The 15,260-nt window shown below is 65.9% G+C and carries 16 protein-coding genes and 1 pseudogene; 1 reads left to right on the top strand and 16 read right to left on the bottom strand.

The genetic code is table 11. The features are described from left to right. Window positions 1–24 precede the first annotated feature (24 nt). The 12 genes from GVL12_RS10550 to GVL12_RS10495 all read right to left on the bottom strand — a co-directional run bounded on the left by GVL12_RS10550 (window position 25) and on the right by GVL12_RS10495 (window position 10,526). A complete protein-coding gene (locus GVL12_RS10550) occupies window positions 25–381 on the bottom strand; it encodes a hypothetical protein (RefSeq protein ID WP_200843662.1) in 357 nt (118 codons plus the stop codon). Further along, window positions 378–779: a phage holin family protein gene (locus tag GVL12_RS10545; protein WP_235033846.1), complete on the bottom strand. Its 402-nt coding sequence runs from the start codon at window positions 777–779 to the stop codon at window positions 378–380. The genes GVL12_RS10550 and GVL12_RS10545 overlap by 4 nt, the downstream gene beginning before the upstream one ends. Window positions 780–804: 25 nt before the next feature. Further along, window positions 805–1,116 carry a DUF883 family protein gene (locus GVL12_RS10540; protein WP_159913603.1) on the bottom strand — a complete coding sequence of 104 codons (312 nt, stop codon included), beginning with the start codon at window positions 1,114–1,116 and terminating at the stop codon, window positions 805–807. Window positions 1,117–1,256: 140 nt separating this feature from the next. Next, the gene (locus tag GVL12_RS10535) at window positions 1,257–2,363 is read right to left on the bottom strand and encodes an NAD(P)/FAD-dependent oxidoreductase (RefSeq protein ID WP_159913601.1); all 1,107 of its coding nucleotides are present in this window, start codon (window positions 2,361–2,363) and stop codon (window positions 1,257–1,259) included. Window positions 2,364–2,459: 96 nt separating this feature from the next. Then, window positions 2,460–3,452: a tripartite tricarboxylate transporter substrate binding protein gene (locus GVL12_RS10530; RefSeq protein WP_159913599.1), complete on the bottom strand. Its 993-nt coding sequence runs from the start codon at window positions 3,450–3,452 to the stop codon at window positions 2,460–2,462. A gap of 66 nt (window positions 3,453–3,518) precedes the next feature. Beyond that, on the bottom strand, window positions 3,519–4,043 hold the full coding sequence (locus GVL12_RS10525; protein WP_159913597.1) for a MaoC family dehydratase N-terminal domain-containing protein: 525 nt from the start codon (window positions 4,041–4,043) through the stop codon (window positions 3,519–3,521). Then, window positions 4,040–5,254 (bottom strand): CaiB/BaiF CoA-transferase family protein, encoded by a 1,215-nt coding sequence (locus GVL12_RS10520; RefSeq protein ID WP_159913595.1) that lies wholly within the window; start codon window positions 5,252–5,254, stop codon window positions 4,040–4,042. The genes GVL12_RS10525 and GVL12_RS10520 overlap by 4 nt, the downstream gene beginning before the upstream one ends. A 20-nt stretch (window positions 5,255–5,274) precedes the next feature. Further along, window positions 5,275–6,063, bottom strand: a complete 789-nt coding sequence (locus tag GVL12_RS10515; protein WP_159913593.1) for a crotonase/enoyl-CoA hydratase family protein — start codon at window positions 6,061–6,063, stop codon at window positions 5,275–5,277. Window positions 6,064–6,122: 59 nt separating this feature from the next. Next, window positions 6,123–7,157, bottom strand: coding sequence for an acyl-CoA dehydrogenase family protein (locus tag GVL12_RS10510; RefSeq protein WP_159913591.1), 1,035 nt, complete (start codon window positions 7,155–7,157; stop codon window positions 6,123–6,125). Window positions 7,158–7,171: 14 nt separating this feature from the next. Next, the gene (locus GVL12_RS10505; RefSeq protein WP_159913589.1) at window positions 7,172–8,329 is read right to left on the bottom strand and encodes an acyl-CoA dehydrogenase family protein; all 1,158 of its coding nucleotides are present in this window, start codon (window positions 8,327–8,329) and stop codon (window positions 7,172–7,174) included. Further along, on the bottom strand, window positions 8,326–9,567 hold the full coding sequence (locus tag GVL12_RS10500) for a CaiB/BaiF CoA-transferase family protein (protein WP_159913587.1): 1,242 nt from the start codon (window positions 9,565–9,567) through the stop codon (window positions 8,326–8,328). The genes GVL12_RS10505 and GVL12_RS10500 overlap by 4 nt, the downstream gene beginning before the upstream one ends. Further along, the gene (locus GVL12_RS10495) at window positions 9,564–10,526 is read right to left on the bottom strand and encodes a tripartite tricarboxylate transporter substrate binding protein (protein WP_200843661.1); all 963 of its coding nucleotides are present in this window, start codon (window positions 10,524–10,526) and stop codon (window positions 9,564–9,566) included. The genes GVL12_RS10500 and GVL12_RS10495 overlap by 4 nt, the downstream gene beginning before the upstream one ends. Window positions 10,527–10,657: 131 nt before the next feature. Between GVL12_RS10495 and GVL12_RS10490 the strand changes: the two genes are divergently transcribed. Then, complete coding sequence (locus GVL12_RS10490; RefSeq protein ID WP_159913583.1) at window positions 10,658–11,587, top strand: LysR family transcriptional regulator; 930 nt, start codon at window positions 10,658–10,660, stop codon at window positions 11,585–11,587. Between the two features lie 3 nt (window positions 11,588–11,590). Here GVL12_RS10490 and GVL12_RS10485 read toward each other — a convergent pair. The 4 genes and pseudogenes from GVL12_RS10485 to GVL12_RS10470 form a co-directional block, all read right to left on the bottom strand. Then, window positions 11,591–11,771, bottom strand: a pseudogene (locus GVL12_RS10485) (electron transfer flavoprotein subunit alpha/FixB family protein); the annotation flags it as partial. Window positions 11,772–11,836: 65 nt separating this feature from the next. Beyond that, window positions 11,837–13,150, bottom strand: a complete 1,314-nt coding sequence (locus GVL12_RS10480; protein ID WP_159913581.1) for an MFS transporter — start codon at window positions 13,148–13,150, stop codon at window positions 11,837–11,839. Continuing rightward, window positions 13,147–13,821 (bottom strand): alpha/beta fold hydrolase, encoded by a 675-nt coding sequence (locus GVL12_RS10475; protein ID WP_159913579.1) that lies wholly within the window; start codon window positions 13,819–13,821, stop codon window positions 13,147–13,149. Before GVL12_RS10475 ends, GVL12_RS10480 begins: the two co-directional genes overlap by 4 nt. Beyond that, entirely contained in the window at window positions 13,818–14,786 is a 969-nt protein-coding gene (locus GVL12_RS10470) for an alpha/beta fold hydrolase (RefSeq protein WP_159913577.1), read from the bottom strand. Before GVL12_RS10470 ends, GVL12_RS10475 begins: the two co-directional genes overlap by 4 nt. Between the last annotated feature and the right edge of the window lie 474 nt (window positions 14,787–15,260).

The raw sequence follows: 15,260 nt of genomic DNA, 5'->3' as shown, positions 1-15,260 counted from the left end.
ACCGGGGCAGATGCGCGGTTGATATTAGCGGCGGTACTTCATCACCAACGGCAAAATGACGCTCGACCAGCGAATCAACCGGCGTGGGCCTATCACCAGCGCCACGCCCGCAGCCGCCGCCACCGCGAGCGGATGCAGCCGCGCAAATGCCACCAACCGTTCCGACAGGGGCCCGGAGGTAGGCATATGCGCCGACTGCTGGCTTTGCAATGCCAGCGCCTGGGCGCGCGCATTGCGCCGCGCATTCAGGCGTTCGCGCTGCGTCGCAATGCGCAGCAGCACGGCGCGGTGCGTTTCGGGAAGCGACGCATCGAGCTCGGCGGCCTTGGCCTTCACGCTGTCCGCATTCGCGGAAATGGAAGCAGTGGTGGAAGTGTTCACAGCCGCTCCTTCAGCGCGCGCCAATCCTGCGCGAGTTCATTGCGTGTCAACGCAAAGGCACTGCCGGCCTTGCGCAGCATCGACCACAGACCCAGCAGCAAGCCGGCCCAGATCAACAGCCACCCGCCTGCCACGCTCCACGCGACCGTGACGCGCTCGGGCGAATCCCAGAAATGCACCATCAGCGCCATGGACAGCACGATCAAAGCCACAACGGTCAGTCCTGCCAGCGCGATGCCAAGCACCACGGCGGAGATCAAACGGCGTTTCTGATCCTGCCATTCGAGGCGGGCGAGATCGAGGCGGTCTTCCGCCGCGATCGCGCCTTCGATCACATTGGCGCGCCAACGCGCAACCCAGGCGTCGATGCCGAGTAGAGACAACCAGTTCACATCCATGTCCGGTGGGTCTGTGCTGGCGGCTTCAGCGACGCGACAGCAGGAAACCGATCACGGCGCCGGCGGCCAGGGCCGCGCCAGCGACGCGCCAGGGCTCGTCATGTGCGTACTGGTCGGCTGCCTTGGCAGCATCCTTGGCCTGGCGGGCGGCTTCACGCGCGGCGCGCAGGGCCGAATCGCGCGCGGATTCGATGCCTTCGTCCAGGCGCTTGCGCAGCACCTGGATCTCGGGCAGCGAGTCCAAGGTCTTGCTGTCGACCAAGCCGCGCAGATCGCTCACCAGTTTTTCCAGGTCAGAAGGAGCGTGGGCGATGGTTTCGGATACGGATTTAGTCATGAAGGCCTTTCGGATGGACAATAAAAACAGGCACCGGCAGCCGCATGCGGGGTGAATCACCTACAAGCGCCTACTGGCGTCATGGCTTCATCTTAGCGAATGCACGGGCAAGCACCAAGAGAATCTGGGCCGCGGCGCTGTCAGACAGCTCCCACAAGCTCACTGACCGACTCGGCCAATGCGAGGCAACTGGTGAGTCCCGGCGACTCGATGCCAAACAGGTTGATCAAGCCGGGCACGCCATGCGCGCTCGGCCCCTGCAGCACGAAGTCGGCCGCGGGCGCATCGGGCGCGCTGATTTTCGGCCGTATGCCTGCATAGCCGGGCGCGAGCGCGCCATCGCGCAGGTCGGGCCAGTAGCTGCGCACGGCCGCATAGAAGGCATCGCCGCGCTGCGGATTGACGACCAGGTCTTCGGGCCCGCCGACCCACTCTACGTCGGGGCCGAACTTGGCCTGGCCGCCCAGGTCGAGCGTCAGATGCACGCCCAGGCCCGCCGCTTCGGGCACCGGGTAGATCAGGCGTGAAAACGGGCTGCGCCCACTGAGCGTGAAGTAGCTGCCCTTGGCGTAGTAGGCGCTGGGCACGGCGTCGGCAGGCAGACCGTCGAACGTCTGCGCCAGACCCGGCGCATACAGGCCCGCCGCATTGACCACGGTACGGGCCTGCAGCTCCATTCCATCCTCGGTGTGCAGCACGATGCCTTCGGGCGTGACTTCGGCGCGCAACACGCGCGCATGGAAGGCCACGAGGCCGCCGGCATTTTCCAGGTCGCCCTGCAGCGACAGCATCAGCGCATGGCTGTCGACGATGCCCGTGCTCGGCGAGTGCAGCGCGGCGACGCACTGCAGCGCCGGTTCGAGCGCACGCGCCTGGTCGGCGTCGAGCAGGACCAGGTCATCGACGCCATTGGCCATCGCTTTGCAGCGAATCGTTTCGAGCGTCGCGCGCTGGGCTTCATTGGTCGCGACGATCAGTTTGCCGCAGCGCTGGAACGGCACACCCCGCTCCTCGCAATAGGCGTAGAGCAGTTGCTTGCCGCGCACGCACAACCGCGCCTTGAGCGAGCCTTCGGGGTAATAGATGCCGGCGTGGATGACTTCGCTGTTGCGCGAACTGGTGCCCGTGCCTATGGCCTCGGCCGCTTCGAGCACCATCACGTCCCTGCCCTGCAGCGCCAGCGCGCGCGCCACGGCCAAGCCCACGACCCCGGCGCCGATCACGACGCAATCCACACTTTCACGCATTGCCACCCCTGCTTGCAAAAAAACGATTTTGCCGCCGAAAAGGGGTTGGCGCGGACAACCGCGCCACATTCGTGCAGCATGCGGGGCCGGCGCCCTTCAGTCCAGCGACACGCCGGTCACCGCCACAACCTCCTTCCAGCGCTTGAGTTCCTTTTGCAGGTAGACGCCATACTCGTCGGCGGTCGAGCCCAGCGCCTCGGTGCCTTGCTGGGCGAGCTTGGCAAGCACCTCGGGATTCTTCAGCGCCCGGTTCACGGCCGTATTGAGCCGGGCAATGATCTCGGGCGGCGTTCCGGCGGGCACCATGATGCCCTGCCACGCCCCGGCCTCGAAGCCGCGCAGGCCTGACTCGGCCAGGGTCGGCACATCGGGAAACAGCGACATGCGCTCGGAGGTGGTGACCGCCAGCAGATTCATGTGCTTGCTTTTGATGAAGGGAATGACGGAGTTGATAGTGTCCGTGAGGAAGTCCAGCTGCCCACTGGCGAGCGCGAGATCCGCGGGCGCGCTGCCCTTGTAGGGAATGTGCGTGGCTTCGAGCTGGGCCGCATGCAGCATCTGGAACGCCGCGAGGTGCGTCACATTGCCATTGCCCGCCGAACCGTAGGACACCTTGCCGCGCTGGGCCTTGAGATAGGCAAAGAACTCCTGCACGTTCTTTGCCGGCAGATCCTGGCGCGTCACCAGCGCCAGGGGCACGACCGCCGTCAAGGCCACGGGGGCCAGTTCCTTGTGGACGTCGTAGCTGAGCTTCTTGTAAAGCGCCGGACTCAGGGCGATGGACGAGGTGTTGTAGAGCACGGTGTAGCCGTCGGGCGCCGCCTTGGCCACGGCGGCATTGCCGATGTTGCCATTGGCTCCCGGCTTGTTGTCGATGACGATGCCCTGCCCCAGTTGCTGGGCGATGTTCTGCGCCAGCAGGCGCGCGACGATGTCCGTGGGCCCGCCCGGCGGAAACGGCACCACCATGGTGATGGCCTTGGAAGGCCAGGGGGTCTGCGCCCAGGCCGCGGGCTGCAGGCCTGCGCCGGCGATTGCCGCGATACCCAGCGCTCGCCATATCCGGACGGTATTCCTGTCGTTTGTCATGCAATGTCTCCTCTTTGGTGGTTTGCGTGCGAAGCCGGCTGCTGCCTCTTGCGGGCACTGCGCAGCTCAGATGGGGGAACGCCCGGCAAGCAGCCTCTTGGCCACATAGCTCATGACGACCTGGTTTTCCTGGTTCCAGACATCGATGCGCGAGGTCACTACCGCCCGGCCACTGCGCGAGGTGGGGCGGACCCCGGTCACTTCGATCACGGCATGCACCGTGTCGCCGACCATGACCGGCGCGAAGATCTTTTGCTGCAGCTCCAGCATCGCCAGGCCCGTGCCCTGGATCATGGTCTGCAGGATCAGCCCTTCGATCAGGCAATAGGTCAGAGCGCCGGGCACCGCGCGGCCCGCCATGGCCGCACCTTCGTAGCCGTCTTCGATGAAGATGGCTTCGAGCATGCCGGTCACGCCGATGAAGTTGACCAGATCGGTCTCGGTCACCGTGCGACGAAACGTGCGAAAGCACTGCCCCACCTGCAGGTCCTGCCAGACGTAGCCCTGCCCCAATCGGGGCATTGCGGCGACAGCCGCCTTGGCCGTTTCGGCAGTGAGTTCGGGCGCAGGGGCCAAGGGTTGCGGGTTCATGGAATGGTCTCGGTCTTGGGTGGAGGGGCCTGGCGGCCGTGGCAGGCCGCGAGCAGCTGGTCAATGTGCGCCGACGCCAGGCCGGCGTCGAGCAGGCAGGCGCGGGTGTGCTCGCCCAGGCGCGGCGGCATGCGTACGGGCAGGCGCTGCCCGTCAAAACGCACCGGGTTGGCGGGAAAGTTCAGCGCGCCCATGGCGGCGTCGTCCATGCGCTGAAAGAAGCCCGTGGCGCGCAGATGCGGGTCGGCCTGCAGGTCGGCGAGCCGGGTGATAGGCGCCACGGGAATCTCCAGGCGCTCGCAGGTCTCCAGCCAATGGCCCGAGCTGTGCTGGCGAATCACGTCGGCCGCGAAATCGAGCAGGGCCACGATGTGCGTGGTGCGCTGCGCCATGCTGCAAAACCGCGCGTCCTGCGCCAGTTCCGGCCGGCCGGCGGCGGTGAAGAAGCGCAGCCAATGCGCATCGGTATAGGGCATCATGGCCACATAGCCATCGGCGGTCGCATAGGGCCGGCGCGAGGGCGCCATGGCACGCGGATAGCCGGCGTCACCCAGCGCCGGCTCGAAGTGCTGGCCATACATATGCTCGACCAGGTTGAAGCCCACCATGGACTCGAACATGGGAATCTCGACAAACCCGCCCTGGCCCGTGCGCTCGCGGCGCATCAGCGCGGCAAGAATGGCATGCGCCGCGACATGGCCGCAGGTCTTGTCGGCCGCGACCATGGGCAGGTAGCGCGCCTGGCCGCCCTGCTGGCGCATCAGATCGGCAATGCCGCTCATGCCCTGGATCACATCGTCATAGGCCGGCTTGCCCGCATAGGGCCCGCCCTGCGCAAAGCCATGCAAGCCCGCATAGACCAGCCGCGGATGGCGCGCCAGCAGGGTCTGCGCATCGATGCCCAGCCGGGCCAGCTTCTGCGGGCGCATGCTGTGCATGAAGACATCGGCACGCGCCACCAGCGCCTGCAGCGCGGCCTGGGCATCGGCCTGCCGCAGATCGAGCACCACGCTTTTCTTGTTGCGATTGGTGCCCAGGAACATCGCGGCCATGCCCTCCTCGCGGGCCGGGCCCGTGCGGCGCGTGGAGTCGCCGTCCGGCGTCTCGACCTTGATCACCGTGGCACCGTAATCGCCCAGTATCTGGCTGGCCAGCGGACCAAACACCACCGTGGACAAATCCACGACGGTCAAACCTTGCAGCGGTTGCATGCACCCCTCCTGTTGACGCGTCACGCGAACCGCGGCTGGCGTTTTTCGATGAAGGCGTTGACGGCCTCGCGGTGGTCCGCCGTCTTGTGGGCCAGCGCCTGGTAGCCGGCCGACAGTTCCAGCAACGACGGCAAGGAGCTGTTCTGCCCTTCGCGCAGCAGCCGCTTGGTCATGCGCATCACGGCCCCGGGATTGGCGGCGATCTTGCGCGCCAGCGCCATGGCCGTGGGCAGCAGGTCCGCGGCCGGCACCACGCGGCTCACCAGCCCGCAGGCCAGCGCTTCGCGCGCGTCTATGGCTTCGCCGGTGAAGGCCATCTCCGCGGCCTTGGCCATGCCGACCGCGCGCGGCAGCAGCCACGCGCCGCCGTCGCCGGGCACGATGCCGACACGCACGAAGCTTTCGGCAAAGGTCGCGGTGTCGCTCGCGATGCGGATGTCGCACATGCAGGTCAGGTCCATGCCCGCGCCTATGGCCGGGCCGTTGACCGCGCAGATCAGCGGCACATCGAGCTGCGCCAGCGCCAGCGGAAGGCGCTGTATTCCCTGGCGGTATTCATCGCAGATCAGGTCGGGCGTGAAGGCTTCGTCGAAGAAGCGCTGCATGTCCTTGACATTGCCGCCGGAGCTGAAGATGGGCCCGGCGCCGGTCAGTATCAGTACCTTCACGCCGCTGTCCCGGCGCACGTCCTCGCACAGTTGCACCAGCTCGGCCACCGCCGTGTTGCCCGTGAGCGCATTGCGCGTCTCGGGCTGGTTCATGGTGACGGTCAGAATGCCGCCGTCGCGCTCAATGGAAAGAAAAGCCATGGGTAGGTCTCCATATCTACAAGAATGGGCCGTGTTCGCTCGCCGGCCGCCCGGTTTTTTCAGGCCACCGTGTCGACATCGGTGATGCGCCGCAGCAGGTCCAGCGTCAATCCGTGGTGCTCCAGCAAAGCCTGGCCCGCGACGCGCTGCCAGTAGGCCTCGCTGCCGGCGGTCTGGCGCCAGGCATGCAGGCGGCGCGTGAACAGCTGCAGGTCGTATTCCTCGGTGAAGCCAATCGCGCCGTGGATGGCGTGCGCCATCTCGGCGACCGCGAGCGCGGCCTCGCTGCAACGCGCCTTGGCCGTGGCGACGCGCAGGCGATCGGGCAGCGGCGCCGCGCCGCTGCAGCCGAGCTGCGCGGCCATGCGCGCCGCGAACACATGCTCGCTCATCACCGCCAGCTGGTGCTGTATGGCCTGGAACTTGCCGATAGGCCGGCCGAACTGCTGGCGCTCGTTGGCGTACTGCAGCGTGCGCCGGAACACACTGCCCAGCGCCCCGGCCATCTGCGCCGCGACCACGGCGGCCTGCAGCGTGCGCAGGTCCTGCGCGCCCGGCAGCGCAAGCACGGGCGCGGCGCGCAGCTGTTCGCCGCTCCAGGCCAGCGCTGCATCCTGCGCGTGCGCCTGCGGCCCGGCCTGCGCCCCATCGACGGGCAGCAGGCGGCAATCCGCGCCGGTCTGCACCAGCACCGCATCCGCCAGGTGCGCGCCGCGCACCAGCGCGCATTGCACGCCGCCGTCGCCCACCAACTCGCCCCGAGCCAGCACGATGCGGCCGGCGGGCAGCGCCGCGCCCGCCTGCGCCAGCCAGGCGCGCGCCACCATGGTTTCTGCCAGCGGCAAAGGCAGCGCATGCGCGCCGCACTGCTCGAGCACGCCAAAGGCTTCGCCCAGGCCCAGGCCCGCGCCGCCCTGCGCCTCGCCGAGCATGGCATCGGCCAGGCCCGTCGCTTCGAGCTGCGCCCACAGCGCGCCGGCCGCGAGCGAGTGCCGCCCGCCCGCCTCGATGGCCCGCACTACCTGCGGTGTGCACTGGTCGGCCAGCAGGTCGCGCGCGGCCTCGGCAAACATGTCGATCTGGTTGATGTTCATGGTGTCTTTCCCTTTCAGCGCAGGCCCAGGCCGCGGGCGATCATGCCGCGCAAGATATCGCGCGTGCCGCCGCGCAGCGAGAACGCCGGCGAGGCTTCGGTCACGTACTTGAGCGTCATCAGCAGCTCCACGGGCAGGTCCTCGGCGTCGCGCGCGAACAGGTCCTCGGCAATGGCCGCGGGAATCATCTGCTCGAGCGTGGTGCCGAGTTCCTTGACCAGCGCCGCCTCGACGATGGGGCTCTCGCCACGCGTGAGTTTTTCCTGCACCGCCACCGACATCGCACGCAGCGGCGCGAGCTGCGTCAGCACCTTGCCCGCGAGCTGCACCGCAGAATCCGTGCGCCCCTGCGGCGTGCGCACATAGTCCAGCCATTGGTCGAACAGCACGATGCTGGAGAACAGGCGCTCGGGGCCGCTGCGCTCGAACGCCAGCTCGGCCGTCACCTGCTCCCAGCCCTGGCCTTCGGCGCCGATGAGCACGTCGGGGCCGAGTTGCACGTTGTCGAAGAACACTTCGCAGAAATGGCTGTCGCCCGACAGGTCCTCGATGGGCCGCACGGTCACGCCCGGCAGCGACAGGTCGACGATCACCTGGGACAGCCCCTTGTGGCGGTCTTCGCTGGTGCCCGAAGTGCGCACCAGCGCGATCATGTACTCGCAGTGGTGGGCATTGGTGGTCCAGATCTTCTGTCCATTGAGCACGAAGCCCCGGGCATTGGGCACGGCGCGGGTCTTCACGCTGGCCAGGTCCGAGCCGGCGTTGGGCTCGCTCATGCCTATGCAGAAGAAGGCTTCACCGCGGCACACCCGCGGAACGTAGAACTGCTTTTGCGCTTCGGTGCCGTATTTCAGGATCAGCGGCGCGCTCTGGCGGTCGGCGATCCAGTGCGAGCCCACGGGCGCGCCGAAATTCAGACATTCCTCCACCAGCACATAGCGCGCGAAGGCGCTGCGGCCCGCGCCGCCGTATGCCACGGGCAGGGTCAGGCCTATCCAGCCCCGGGCGCCGAGCTCGCGGCTGAATTGCGTGCTGTAGCCGCCCCAGGAGCGCGCCCGGACATGCGCCGGCATGTCACGCGTGGCCTGCGCCAGGAAAGCGCGGACTTCGGCGCGCAAGGCCTCGTCCTGCGCGGGAATGCGCGTGAGCGAAAGTGAATCGAGCGTACTCATCCCAGAACTCCGTTGTCTCTGTAAGTCTGCAATTGCCCGGGCGTGAGGCCCAGGTGACGCGCCAGCACCTCGTCGGTGTGCTGGCCCAGTTGCGGCGGCGGGTGGCGGTAGCGCACCGGGGTGTCGGACAGCCGTATGGGGCTTGCGACCAGCGGCACGTCGCCGGCACCGGGGTGGGCCATGCTGATCTGCATGCCCCGGGCCTTGACCTGTGGGTCGCCAAACACATCGGCCACGGTGTTGATCGGGCCGCAGGGCACGGCGTGCTGCTCCAGCAGCGCGATCCAGTCGCGCGTGGTGCGCGTCGCCGTGATCGCGCGGATGCGCTCCACCAGTTCCTCGCGGTGCTGCAGGCGTGCGGCGTTGCGCGCAAAGCGCTCGTCCACGCCCCAATCGGGCCGGCCGATGGCCGCGCAAAAGCGCACGAACTGGCCATCGTTGCCGATGGCGAGAATCATGTGGCCGTCCTGCGTGGGAAAGTCCTGATAGGGAACGGTGTTCGGGTGCGCATTGCCCATGCGCTGCGGCACCTGGCTGCCGTACAGATAGTTCATGCCCTGGTTGGCCAGGCAGGCCACGCCCACGTCGAGCAGCGCCAGATCGATGTGCTGTCCGCGCCCGGTATGCGCGCGGGCCTGCAGCGCCGCCAGGATGGCCGTGCTCGCATACAGGCCGGTCAGCACATCCGTGAGCGCCACGCCCACCTTCATGGGGCCGCCTGCGGGTGCGCCGTCGGGCTGGCCAGTGATGCTCATCAGCCCGCCCATTCCCTGGATCAGGAAGTCATAGCCCGCACGGTGCGCATAGGGTCCGTCCTGGCCAAAGCCGGTCACGGAGCAATACACCAGGCGCGGGTGCAGCGCGCTCAAGGTCTGGTAATCGAGCCCGTACCGCGCCAGGCCGCCGGTCTTGTAGTTCTCGATCAGCACATCGCAGCGCAGCGCGAGTTCGCGCACCAGCGCCTGGCCCTCGGGGTGGGTGAAGTCCACCGTGACCGACTGCTTGTTGCGGTTGGTGCACATGTAGTACGCCGACTCTCCCGTGGGCCGGCCCGCGGCGTCGGTCACATGGGGCGGGCCCCAGGCACGGGTATCGTCCCCGGTCACCGGCCGCTCGACCTTGATCACCTCCGCCCCCAGGTCGCCCAGCGTCTGCGCGGCCCAGGGCCCGGCGAGCACGCGCGACAGATCGAGCACCTTGATGTGCTGCAGCGCCTGCGCCGCACCCGCCTCGCTCATTGCAGCGGCACCTTGGCCTGCTGCACGATGCGCTTCCACAGCGCGATCTCGTCCTTCTGGAACTCATGCATCTGCGCCGGCCCGCCCGTCATCGGCGTCGCGCCCAGGCGTTCGTAGAACTGCCGTGTTTCGTCCATCCTGGAAATGGCGGTGAACAGCTCGGCCAGCCGCGCGGTTTCGGCCGCCGGCGTCCTGGCGTTGACCATTGCGCCGACCCAGGTGTAGGCCTCGAAGCCCGCCAGCCCCGCCTCGCTGGCCGTCGGCACGTCGGGCGAGGTACTCACACGCTGGTCCGACGCCACGGCCAGCACCTTGACGCGCCCGCCCCTGGCGAGTTCCTGCACGGCGGTGACTTCGGCAAAGCCGTAATCGACCGTGCCCGAGGCCAGCGCCGTCATCGCTTCGCCCGCGCCCTTGAACGGCACATGCACCGTGGCCACCTTGGCGGAGTCATTGAAGAGTTCGCCCATCAACTGATAGCCGGCCGATCCCGCGCCAAAGTTCACCTCGCCGGGGTGGGCACGCGCATGCGCGATCAGCGCCTTGAGGTCACCATAGGGCGCCTGCGGCTTGACGGCCAGCATGGCCGGCGAGCGCATCATCATCGTCAGCGGCGCAAAATCCTTGAGCGGGTCATAAGGCAGCTCCTTGAACAGCGCCACATTCACCGCCAGCGTCGAGTTGCTGCCTATGAACACCGTATGCCCGTCGGCCGGCGCGGCCAGCACCTGCTTGACGGCCAGAAAGCCGTTGGCGCCAGGCTTGTTCTCCACCACCACCGCCTGGCCGGTGCGCTCCTGCAGCTTGCGCGCGAAGTAGCGCGCCGAAGTATCGGTGCCGCTGCCGGGCCCGAACGGGACCACGAAGCGTATGGGCTTGCCGCCAGCGTCCTGGGCCATGCCCGCCAAGGGCGACAGGCCGAGCGCGGCCATCGCGCCCAGTGCCAGCAAATGCCCCATTGTTTTTCTCTTGCACATTCCTTGTCTCCTTCGCAGCCTCTGAGGGCTTGTTGGGAGACACCAATTTAGGGGCCGGGGTACATTACGTCCAATATCAAAAAAAGCGTTTTTGATACGCAAACGATATCGCCATGAACCTACGCCAGCTCCAGCAGTTCATCACGCTGGTCGAGACCGGAAACTTCCACCGCGCCGCCGAAATACTGCACATGGCGCAGCCGCCGCTGTCGGTGTCGATACGCCGGCTGGAGGAGGAACTCGGCGGCAAGCTGTTCCTGCGCACCTCCGGCGGCGTGGTGCCCACGTCGCTGGCCCATGCGCTGCTGCCCGACGCCCGGGCCGCGATCTTTCATGCCCAGCAGTGCAAGCTCAAGGCCCAGGAAGCGCTCAAGGGCCTGGGCGGGGTGCTGCGCATAGGCTTCATCGGCACGGCAACCTATGAACTGCTGCCGCGCTGGATTCCCGAGCTGCGCAGCGAGTTTCCGCGACTGGAAATGGAGCTCATGGAAATGACGTCGCTGGAAATTCTCGAAGGACTGCGCGCACGGCATCTCGATCTGGGCTTTCTGCGCTTTCCCGTGCTCGACAGCATGGACCTCACGGTGACGCCGCTGGAGCGCGACGACTTCGTTCTCGCGGTCGCGCGCACCAGCCCGCTGGCTGCAGCCCCCGGTCAGCGCATTGCACTGGCCGAGGCGGCCCGGGAAAACTTCATCTTCTATCCCCAGCAACGCGTTCCCAGCCTTTGCGCCATGGCCCATCTGCGCTGCCAGATGTCGGGCTTTTCCCCGCACGTCGTGCAGGAAGCCATGCAGGTACCCACCATCTTGAGCCTGGTCGCGTCGGGCATAGGCGTCGCGCTGGTGGCCGGGGTCGCCAAGCACCATGCGATGGCGGGCGTGGTCTGTCTGGAGCTCACCGACACCCCCGCGCAATTCTGCGTCGGGCTGGCCGTGGCGGTCGCTTCGCAGCAGCGCCTCAATCTCGCCGACAAGGTGCTGGCGCATGTCCTGCAGCGCCACCAGACGGCGGAAATGCGCGCGCGCTGCCTGCCGGCGTGATCGTCACACGGCGCTGGAAAGTTCGGGCACGGCCGTGAACAGATCGACTTCGAGGCCGTGGTCGGCCACGCTGAAGATCGGTGCAGAGAGGTTCTTGTTGATCGCGACAATCACCTTGGAGTCCTTCATGCCGGCCGCGATATACAAGCTGGGGCGCAACGATCTTGCCGGACTTGCCGCCCTGCATCCCGCGTTTGACTGGAACCATGATCTTCATATCCACGCCTTGTTTTCACTGGCGTTGATGGCTCACACCTGAAGCGCCAGACGGTTTCTCGGCTCCTGCAGCTTCCATACCATGCACAGGGACCACACTTTCACCAGCAGTGCAAGCCAGAAGATGTGGTGGTAGCCAAAATAGGTCGCTATTACTCCGCCGAGCAACGGCCCGAGGGCCATCATCAAATGGGAAGCGGTGTCGGAGACGGCAATCAGCATCGGCAATTCGTGTGACTTGCCGAACTCCAGCACGAAATTGTGCGAAGCCACCTGGTAGCCACCAAAGCCCGCACCGAGCCCGCAGAACGCAACGATGAAGACCGCGAGCGACGCGCCCCAGATCAGCAGCAGCGTCGAAAGACTCCACAGGCCGACGCTCAGCAAAAACACCAGCCGGTAGCCTTTGATGTCGGCAATCTTTCCCCACAGCAGGTTGCTGATCGTCTGCGACAGCAGGAATGCCAGCGAAAAATAGCCCAGGGTCGCGCCGGACAAGCTCACATACCCGCCGGCATACAGCACATAGAACGGCACGGCCACCGTTCCGAGCGCCCCGAGGGCCCTCGCATAGAAGAACTTGCGGTAATCACGGTCACCGCGCAGCAACGCCGGAATCTCCGCAAGGCGCTGCAGAAAACCGGAAGACTTCTTGCGCACCGTCAGGGACCTGGGCTCGCGCACGAAAGTCAGCGCGCTGATGCCAATGCTCGTCAGAATGAAGGCCAGCATGAAAGTCGAGGCGTAGCCGTTGCCAAAGGCATTGAGCCCGACCAGATACTCGCCGCCAAGATACGCGACCCCGGAGGCCGTCAATCCCCCGAGGAAATTGCGCATGCCGATCAGCTTTCCGCGCTTGTTGGTGGGAATCACCTTGGACATCAGGAAGTTGAAGGCCACGCCCTGCATGCCGCCGAAGAAACCGAACAGTGCCAGAAAGACGCAGGCGGAGATCAGCGCCCAATCACCCGACAGCATGAAGGCGCTCAGTGCCAGACAGAATATCTGCAGTCGCATCAGCCAGCCGACGGAATACACCACCTTCATCACCTCCTCGCGGTGCTCGATCAGCGTGGCGCTCCAGATCGACGACAGCGCCATGCCTATGAACTGCGCGCCCAGCGCCAACCCGACGGCAACCTTGGATTCGGACAGCAAAAAGATATAGGCCGGCACGAAAGTCGGCGCATGCATGAGCCGAAATCCCGTCAATCCCAGCATGCCATGCGCCAGATTGGCGAGAAAGTTCCGCGGCAGATCGCGCTGCACCTGCGCCTGGTAGGCCTGCTCCCGCTCCTGCAGCGACACGCGCGCGGACGGCGTGGAGAGTGCGCTGGAGCTGCTCATGGCACCGCTGCCGCAGTGGGCAGTACCGCATAGGACATGCAGGCCTTGACGGGATGGGCCGCGTCGCAGGCCAGCAGCACGCGCACCGCCTGCAGCCACGGAGGCCGCTCGCGCGTGCAGATGGTGATCGGATTGGCCTGCGCGCTGAACTCCTGCGCCAGCATGGCATAGTGCGCCGCATACTCGGGCGGCCGCGCGTCGGTGGCGAGTTCGGCCATGGCAAACGGGTCAGGCGTTACCGCAGCCGCCGCATGGACCTGTGGAATATAGGGCGAAGCCGTCGCGCAGCTGCCTGCCAGGCCCGGTCCGTCGAGCAGCACGGCGCCGCGCACTTTTGGGGGCCGCGCGCCGGCGATCAGCAAGGCGATGTAGGCGCCCAACCCCCGGCCGCAGACCGTGGCCGCGCCGAGGTGGGCCAGCGCAATGTCCACATCGCCCATCAGCACTTCGCAGCTGTAGCCACCGCCCGCGGGTATCGACGATGCACCATGGCCCGTGAAATCCAGCGCATGAACGGCGCCCGGCCAGGCCCCGTAAAGACTGCGCGGATGGGCTCGCGCGGATTCACCGAGCCCGTGCAGCAGCAGCAATGCATGGCTGCCGGGACTCTGTGCGGGCTGCAGGCAATGCAGCGCGAGACGGATTCGGCCGTGCTGGAGGTATTGGGTCATGGGCGTAGAAAGTCGATGATGAGACCGGCGGTCTGCCGGGGACGTTCGATGTGGATGAAGTGGCCCGTGTCCGCCATCGCGATGGCCTGCGCCGAAGCGGGCAGATAGTCGATCAGATCCTCGAGCTTGCAGTCCCAGCCCATGGGCTCATCGACGGTGCTGAACAGGGCCAGCAACGGAACGGGAAAACCCGGCAGGCGATCCGTCATCCAGCGCGAGCGCATCACGCCGAAACCACCAGGACGTATCGCGGGATCGAGCTTCCAGCGCCAGCCATCGGCCTGCTCGTACGCGCCCTGGCTCACCAGATAGCAAAGCCACTCGTGGCTCAGCCGCGGGTTCAGGCGCGCTCGCCGCGCGGCCAGCGCCTGCAGGCTTCCCGGCTTGCGCTGCGCCTCCAGGGAGAGATGGCGGTTGTCCAGCCATCTGGAAATCACTTCGGGCGTCATGTAGCGACGCTCGTGCATTGCGGTGTCAGGATGCGGGCTGCGAAAAGGCATGCCGTCGATGCAGGCAAAGCGCGTGAAGCGGTGTGGCAATGCCTCGATCGCATGGATCAGCAGCGATCCCCCCTTGCTGTGACCGATGACCGGCATGGGCTGCGTAGAGACTGCATCGGCCACGCACAGCAGATCCCGTTCATCGGCCACCCAGCCATACAAGGCCGCGGGCGAGGAATCGCCGTGGCCGCGGTGGTCATAGGACACCACGCGATAGCCCGCATCGGCGATCAAAGGCGCGAACACATCGAAAGTGCGCGCGAAATCCAGCGCGCCGTGCACCAGCAGCACCGGCGGCGCATCGGCCGCACCCCATTCGTAGGTGGCGATCTTCACGCCAAACACATCGACCAGACCCCGCCGGTCCGGGGCCCTGGCGCCCGGGTAGGTATGGAACGCCGCATCTTCCTGCGGGACCTTGGCCTGCGCCCGGTCCTGCACATAGGTTTCTTGAATGCCCGACATGCACGCTCCTCTTCATTAGCGTTCACCACACCCGAATTCACACTTCAAGGCATGGTCGTTAGATTCATCAAAAGCAAGGCCCCCAAAAAATAAACCCAACAAAAACAATCACATAGCCTTGTCAAATCGATTCATTCACTTTCCATACATAGCTCAAGTACATTTTTTAGGTTTATTGGTATGCACTCATGCTAGCACAAGGAGAAAAATTCCGCATGCCGCATGAAGTCGCCTAAAAAGCCGTGCCTCAGCCCGAAAGCAATGCCATGAGCCGTACAAAAAATCGCCATCTGCAATCAAAAATAAAAAAAACAGATGTGCCGGTATGCATGAAAACCCTTGCAAACAAACCCTAGGGGTCGCCAGGAATCGGGAAATCCTCTCTCTGACAGAGCAGGAATTTCAGGCGTAAACCCTAGAGCACTTGCCTCCCGCAATTTTGTTTGACCGTTTTAGAGTTTTCAGTATGATCGA

This window comes from Pantoea sp. 18069 (assembly GCF_902706035.1).
Taxonomy (GTDB): domain Bacteria; phylum Pseudomonadota; class Gammaproteobacteria; order Burkholderiales; family Burkholderiaceae_C; genus Comamonas.
Note: the sequence above shows the minus strand (reverse complement) of the source record. Positions and strands in the feature narration are given on the sequence as shown.

Bases quoted from the DNA above. Each gene is read 5' to 3' on its own strand.
- GVL12_RS10470 (WP_159913577.1), bottom strand. From the start codon at position 14,786: ATGTCGGGCATTCAAGAAACCTATGTGCAGGACCGGGCGCAGGCCAAG.
- GVL12_RS10480 (WP_159913581.1), bottom strand. From the start codon at position 13,150: ATGAGCAGCTCCAGCGCACTCTCCACGCCGTCCGCGCGCGTGTCGCTG.
- GVL12_RS10515 (WP_159913593.1), bottom strand. From the start codon at position 6,063: ATGGCTTTTCTTTCCATTGAGCGCGACGGCGGCATTCTGACCGTCACC.
- GVL12_RS10500 (WP_159913587.1), bottom strand. From the start codon at position 9,567: ATGAGCGAGGCGGGTGCGGCGCAGGCGCTGCAGCACATCAAGGTGCTC.
- GVL12_RS10520 (WP_159913595.1), bottom strand. From the start codon at position 5,254: ATGCAACCGCTGCAAGGTTTGACCGTCGTGGATTTGTCCACGGTGGTG.
- GVL12_RS10510 (WP_159913591.1), bottom strand. From the start codon at position 7,157: ATGAACATCAACCAGATCGACATGTTTGCCGAGGCCGCGCGCGACCTG.
- GVL12_RS10475 (WP_159913579.1), bottom strand. From the start codon at position 13,821: ATGACCCAATACCTCCAGCACGGCCGAATCCGTCTCGCGCTGCATTGC.
- GVL12_RS10535 (WP_159913601.1), bottom strand. From the start codon at position 2,363: ATGCGTGAAAGTGTGGATTGCGTCGTGATCGGCGCCGGGGTCGTGGGC.
- GVL12_RS10525 (WP_159913597.1), bottom strand. From the start codon at position 4,043: ATGAACCCGCAACCCTTGGCCCCTGCGCCCGAACTCACTGCCGAAACG.
- GVL12_RS10530 (WP_159913599.1), bottom strand. From the start codon at position 3,452: ATGACAAACGACAGGAATACCGTCCGGATATGGCGAGCGCTGGGTATC.
- GVL12_RS10505 (WP_159913589.1), bottom strand. From the start codon at position 8,329: ATGAGTACGCTCGATTCACTTTCGCTCACGCGCATTCCCGCGCAGGAC.
- GVL12_RS10540 (WP_159913603.1), bottom strand. From the start codon at position 1,116: ATGACTAAATCCGTATCCGAAACCATCGCCCACGCTCCTTCTGACCTG.
- GVL12_RS10495 (WP_200843661.1), bottom strand. From the start codon at position 10,526: ATGGGGCATTTGCTGGCACTGGGCGCGATGGCCGCGCTCGGCCTGTCG.
- GVL12_RS10545 (WP_235033846.1), bottom strand. From the start codon at position 779: ATGGATGTGAACTGGTTGTCTCTACTCGGCATCGACGCCTGGGTTGCG.
- GVL12_RS10490 (WP_159913583.1), top strand. From the start codon at position 10,658: ATGAACCTACGCCAGCTCCAGCAGTTCATCACGCTGGTCGAGACCGGA.